The organism is Kitasatospora sp. NPDC057500 (genome assembly GCF_042802195.1).
Classification (GTDB): Bacteria; Actinomycetota; Actinomycetes; order Streptomycetales; family Streptomycetaceae; genus Kitasatospora.
The window spans coordinates 1-5623 of record NZ_JBHVER010000328.1 but is presented as its reverse complement, the minus strand read 5'-3'; the positions used below and the strand labels follow the sequence as shown (position 1 = coordinate 5623).

Genomic DNA, 5623 nt, shown 5'->3' with positions numbered 1-5623 from the left:
GTGCGTCGCGGGCCCGCGGGCCTGGAGGGGGTTCCGGTCAGGCGGCGTTCGGGGAGAGCGTCCAGCGCTGGTTGGGGTTGCCGTTGCAGCCCCAGATGCCGAGGACGGTGCCGTTGGCGTCGTTCCAGCCGGGCAGCTCCAGGCAGGCGCCGGCGGCGGGGTTGTAGAAGGTGCCGTCGGCGCGGTACTTCCAGATCTGGCCGGCGGTGGCCTGGCAGTCGGCGAACACGGCCTGGGTGCCCCAGGCGGTCGAGTTGTCCCGGACGGTCACGCAGCGGTCGCCGCTGCGCAGGGTGCCGTCGGCGCCGAAGGCGAACTTCTGGCTCGTGCCGCCCCAGCAGTCGTAGAAGCGCAGGCTGCCGCCGGCGGGGGCGCCGTAGTTGTCCAGGCAGCGGCCCGGGTTGTGGACGGAGTTGACGCTGAACCCGGTGGACCGGTCCAGCGGGATGTCCCGCGGCGCGGCGAAGTTCGGCTGGTTCCCCGCCGGGGCGGTGCCCGCGAACCGGACGAGGCGGCCGTCGGAGACGCCGGCGACCAGGTCGGGGTAGCCGTCGGCGTTCAGGTCACCGGGTGCGTCCACGGTCGGGAAGGCGGGCCCGGCGAGCCCGAGCGGGAGCACGGCCTGGGCGGGCGGGTAGGCCCACGCCTGGGTCCCGTTCTTGCCGCAGTCACGGATGACCAGACGCCTGTTCGGATCGGCGCTCTGAGCCGTGTCGAGACACTTGTCCGCGTTCGGGTTCTTCAGCGTGTGCGGGTGGGGGCCGTAGGTCCACTTCTGGGCCGGGCTGCCGTTGCAGTCCCACAGGTTGACCGGCGACTCGTTGGCGGTGGCGCCGCCGGTGACGTCGAGGCACTTGCCGAGGACGTGCAGCGAGCCGTCCGTGCCCCAGGTGAACTGCTGGTTGGCGGCCTCGCCCTGCCCGGAGCAGGTCCACAGCAGGGCGGCGGTGCCGTTGCCGGTCCAGCCGTGGTCGATGTCCACGCACCCGGCCCCGCCGCTGCCCCACCGCTCCAGGCGCTTGTGGGCGGGCAGCGCCAGCGGGGTGAAGCCGCTGACGGGCCTGCCCGCGGCGTCCACCGGCAGCGGCAGGCCGGTGACGGCCCCGGTCACGGTGTCCCGCGCCCAGAGCGTCGGCACGCCGTTGACCACGCCCGGGGACATCAGGGTGAAGCCGCTCCAGTCGTCGCCGGCCACGCCGAGCTCGACGCCCGCGCCGATGTAGCACGCGTTCTCGGCGGGGTAGTAGCGCAGGTGGCCCTGCTCGACCGTGACGAGGCCGGTGCGCCCGCTGCCGACCTGGACGGCCTTCATCTGGGCGACGTGGTTCCAGGTGTTGTCGATGCCCTTGCCGCACGCGCTGCTCTCACCCAGCTGGACGCTGCTCTGGGTGAAGTGGCCCGCCACGCCTCCCGGGGAGTTCGCGTCGTTGGCGTAGACGAAGAGCTGCTTCTCGCTCTTGTGGTACGCGAACAGCGAGTCGCCGCCCCCGATGACGGCACCGCGGTGGGCCACCAGGTAGTTGTTCCAGTCGTCCTGCCGGGGGCTGCGGTTCGCCGGGGAGGCCTTCTCGGGCGTCACGAACGCACCGTCGGCGCCGCCGCGGAACAGGGTCAGCGACCCGTCGGCGGCCGGGGCCAGGTAGTCGGCCACGCCGTCGAGGTCGACGTCGCCCGGCACGGCCGGTCCCGTCGTCCTGGCGGGCGCGTAGAAGGCGTAGGCGGACGCCTGGGGCTCGGCGTTGCCGGCCGCGTCGACGGCGCGCACCTTCAGCGTGTGGCTGCCCCAGTCGAGGGCGCCGACGCTGATCGGGACGTCGGCGTACGCCGTGCCGTCGGCCGCGAAGGAGGCCGGGACGGCGGTGCCGCCGTAGGCCGGGATGTTGTCGTCGAGCGCGTACTGGAACTCGCGGACGCCGCTGGCGACGCAGGCGCCGGCGGTGCAGCCGCCCGGGACCGCTTCCTTGCTGGTGACGCGGACGGTGACGCCGGTGTCACCGGCGTGGCCGGTGGGCGTGGCGCCGCTGCCCAGCGGCGGGAACACCGTGGAGGGCGCGATGGACGCCGGGGTCGGCGAGGTGAGGTCGACGTTGAAGGCGCAGTCCGCCGTCACGGGGCTCTTCACGTCCCCGGCGAAGGACCAGGCGTTCCAGCCGTACTGGTGACCGTCCGCCAGCGCGCGGCCGACGTAGGCCTGGCCGGTGCCCCCGCCGAAGGGGACGACCTGGGAGGTCGGCCAGGTGCCGGCGGAGGAGTCCCGGCTCTCGCCGGCCGTGGCGTCCCACAGGTGGAAGCCGACCTGGAGGCCGGTGGCGGCCTGTCCGTCGGCGAAGGCGGACAGCAGGACGTTGGAGGTGCCGTCCGGCAGGGCCGTCGTCCGGCCGATCCACCCGGGCGTGCCACCGCCGCAGGCGTTGTCGGCGGGGTTCACGGGCTGCGGGCTGGTGGTCAGCGCGCGGGGGGTGTTGGGCCCGGAGCCGCTCGCCGCCGGGGTGTCCGCGAACGCGGTCGCGGGAGCGGCCAGTACGAGACCGGCCGCGCACAGCGATGCCAGACCCCTCGCCAGTGGGCCCCCCAGCCATCCGGGGGGACGGGATTCACGCATATGTGTCAGTTCACCTTCGCAGCAGATTCCCCCTCGGCACGGCCGAACGCCGGATTCCTCGCAGGCGGGCGGCGCAAACGAGAAGGGAAAGGTTCGATGTGACGCACACTCAGATCGTCTGCCTACCGACAGTCCCTCACATCCGCGATCGGTGCGCGCTCGAACGCTAGTGTGTTCGACCGCGGCCTGGCAATCCGTTTCCGCGATCGCGGGAGAATCCCCCACCGGCTTGAGCGGTGCAGATCAAAGGGTGCGCCGAACGGCGAAACGCCCGGCCCCGGCCGGAGGGATCCGGTCGGGGCCGAGCGCTTTCCCGATATGTCGTGGTACCCGGGCGAAGGCGTGCTCCCGGTCAGCGCAGGTCGAAGACCAGACGGGCGGAGACCTTGCCGGTGAGGACCTCGTCGAAGCAGGTGTTGACGTCCTCCAGGCGGCGGGTCTCACGGATGACGCGGGTGCGGCCGAGGGCGTGGAGCCGGAAGACCTCGGCGAGGTCCTCGCGGGTGCCGACGATGGAGCCGATCACCTTGGTGCCGTTGAGGACGGTGTCGAAGACGGGAAGTTCGAGCCTGCCCTCGGCGGGGAGCGCGACCAGGACGAGGCTGCCGCCGCGGCGCAGCGCGGCGTAGGCGGCCTGGAAGGAGGCGTTGCTGACGGCGAGCGCGATGGCGGCGTGGGCGCCGCCGAGCTTCCGGACCTCGGCGGCGACGTCGTGGACGCGGGCGTCGAGGACGTGGTCGGCGCCGAGTTCGCGGGCCAGGGCGAGCTTGTCGTCGGTGACGTCGACGGCGATGGTCTCGGCGCCGGCGATCCGGGCGTACTGGAGGGCGAGGTGGCCGAGGCCGCCGATGCCGGAGATCAGCACGCGGGTGCCGGGGCCGGCGCCGGAGACCTTGAGGGCCTTGTAGGTGGTGACGCCGGCGCAGGACAGCGGGGCGGCGTCGAGGGGGTCGATGCCGTCGGGGACGGGGACGACGTAGTCGCCGTGGGCGAGGGCGTGCTCGGCGTAGGCGCCGTCGACGGAGTAGCCGCTGTTGTGCTGCCGGGTGCAGAGGGTCTCCCAGCCGGAGACGCAGTGGTCGCAGCGCCCGCAGGCGTCGGCGAGCCACGCGATGGCCACCCGCTCGCCGACCCGGACGTGCCGGACCTCGGCGCCGGCCGCCTCGACGATGCCGACGCCCTCGTGGCCGGGCACGAACGGCGGGCTGGGCTTGACCGGCCAGTCGCCGTGCGCGGCGTGGATGTCGGTGTGGCACAGGCCTGAGGCCTCGATCCGCACCCGCACCTGGTGCGGGGCGGGCTCGGGCACCGGGCGCTCCTCGATCACGAGCGGCTGGGTGAAGTCGTGGACGACGGCGGCCTTCATGTTCTGCTCCTGCCCTTCGTGCCGGCGGGGCCGCTCACGGACCCCCGGGACCCCGTTCGCCTCCATCCCACGCCAGGGCCCCGCGGGCCCGCCAGGGCCGGACGGGTGAACCCGGCGGGACCATGGTCCCGGGCGGGGGCGGCCCGGGGCGCTACGGCTCGCGGTGCACGATGCGCCGGACCAGTTCGGGGACCCATTCGACGTACTCGACCTCCGCGCCGTCGGCGTGCCGGGCGTAGAGGAAGCGACCGGTCGGCGCGGCGGTCTCGGGCGTGGTGACGACGGCGCCCGCGGCCTCCAGGGCCTCGCTCACCTCGTCGAGGTCGGAGACCACGACGGTCGCCGACGCGTGCGCGTACTTGGCGCGCTCGGCGGGCGGTCCGGCGATCACCAGGAAGTCGCCGATGGCCGCGAGCTGGATCTCGTGGAAGCGGAACAGCAGGTCCGGCTCGGCCCCGGTGAGGGTGCGCAGCAGCGGGAGCGAGTGGTCCATGCCGTCGGCCCAGAGCCGGGCATAGGTCTTGAGGATGGCCATAGGTGCTCCGAGTCTTCCGGTGCCGGCGCGCGTCGACCCGCGCCGGCCGGCTTCGGTCCGCCGGACGCCGGGTGCGCGACAGGTACCGGATCACCGTAAGCGGACGAACTCCCCGGCAGAAGACCGTACTTTGCGGTGCGTCAGTGCCCGTCGGTAACCGACCCGCCACCTCGGGCGGAGCGGCGCGGGCGAGTCGGGAGGGCCGCCCGGCCCGGGCCCCTCCGGTCGGCGTCCCAGGCGAGCAGCATCCGCAGGGAGTCCTCGGAGGGGCTGCCGGCGTCGGGGGCGTAGGTGATCAGCGCCTGGTCCGGGTCGTCGGCGGAGCGGAGCGTCTCGTAGACCAGTTCCATCCGGCCGGCCAGCGGGTGGTGGAACACCTTGCGCCCCGAGGTCTTGTCGCGCACCGGGTGCTCCGCCCACCACTGGCGGAACTCAGGGCTGCGCACCGAGAGTTCGCCGATCAGCTCGGCGAGCCGGGGGTCGTCGGGGCGGCGTCCGGCCTCCAGTCGGAGGAAGGCGGCGTTCTCGCGTGCGCAGCCGACCCAGTCGTCGTAGAGGGTGCGCGAGGCCGGGTCGAGGTAGGTGATCCGGGCGATGTTGCGCTCGGCCGGGGGGAGCGCGCCGTAGTCGCCGAGCAGGGAGACGGCGGCGCGGTTCCAGGCGAGGACGTCCATCCGCCGGCCCATCACCACGGCGGGCACGTCGGGCATCGCCTCCAGCAGCCGGGCCAGCGTCCGGCGGACCCGCTGCGGGCCGGAGGGACGGCCGCCGGCGCCGCGTCCGGCGCGGGCGCGGCCGGGGCGGATGCGGGCGAGGCGGTGCAGGTGGCCGACCTCCTCGGGGTCGAGGCGCAGCGCGCGGGCGACCGCGTCGAGCACGGAGTCCGAGGGGTTGCCGACCCGGCCCTGTTCGAGCCGGGTGTAGTAGTCGACGCTGACGCCGGCGAGCCGGGCGAGTTCCTCGCGGCGCAGCCCGGAGACCCGGCGGCGGCCGCCGAGGTCCGGCAGGCCGACGTCCTCGGGGTGGAGGCGGGAGCGCCGGGTCCGCAGGAAGTCGGCGAGGCTGCCGGCGGCGCCGGCCGCGTGGGCGTGGCTGCTGGTGCTCATACGGCCATTGTGGG

At 74.2% G+C, this 5623-nt stretch carries 4 protein-coding genes; all 4 read right to left on the bottom strand.

The window, feature by feature from the left end:
* Window positions 1-37: 37 nt before the first annotated feature.
* Window positions 38-2602, bottom strand: coding sequence for a ricin-type beta-trefoil lectin domain protein (locus ACFU74_RS35660; protein ID WP_380764292.1), 2565 nt, complete (start codon window positions 2600-2602; stop codon window positions 38-40).
* 352 nt (window positions 2603-2954) lie between these two features.
* Window positions 2955-3968, bottom strand: a complete 1014-nt coding sequence (gene adhP, locus ACFU74_RS35655) for an alcohol dehydrogenase AdhP (protein WP_380764291.1) — start codon at window positions 3966-3968, stop codon at window positions 2955-2957.
* Between the two features lie 151 nt (window positions 3969-4119).
* On the bottom strand, window positions 4120-4503 hold the full coding sequence (locus ACFU74_RS35650; RefSeq protein WP_380764290.1) for a VOC family protein: 384 nt from the start codon (window positions 4501-4503) through the stop codon (window positions 4120-4122).
* A gap of 140 nt (window positions 4504-4643) precedes the next feature.
* The gene (locus ACFU74_RS35645) at window positions 4644-5609 is read right to left on the bottom strand and encodes a helix-turn-helix domain-containing protein (protein WP_380764289.1); all 966 of its coding nucleotides are present in this window, start codon (window positions 5607-5609) and stop codon (window positions 4644-4646) included.
* Window positions 5610-5623 lie beyond the last annotated feature (14 nt).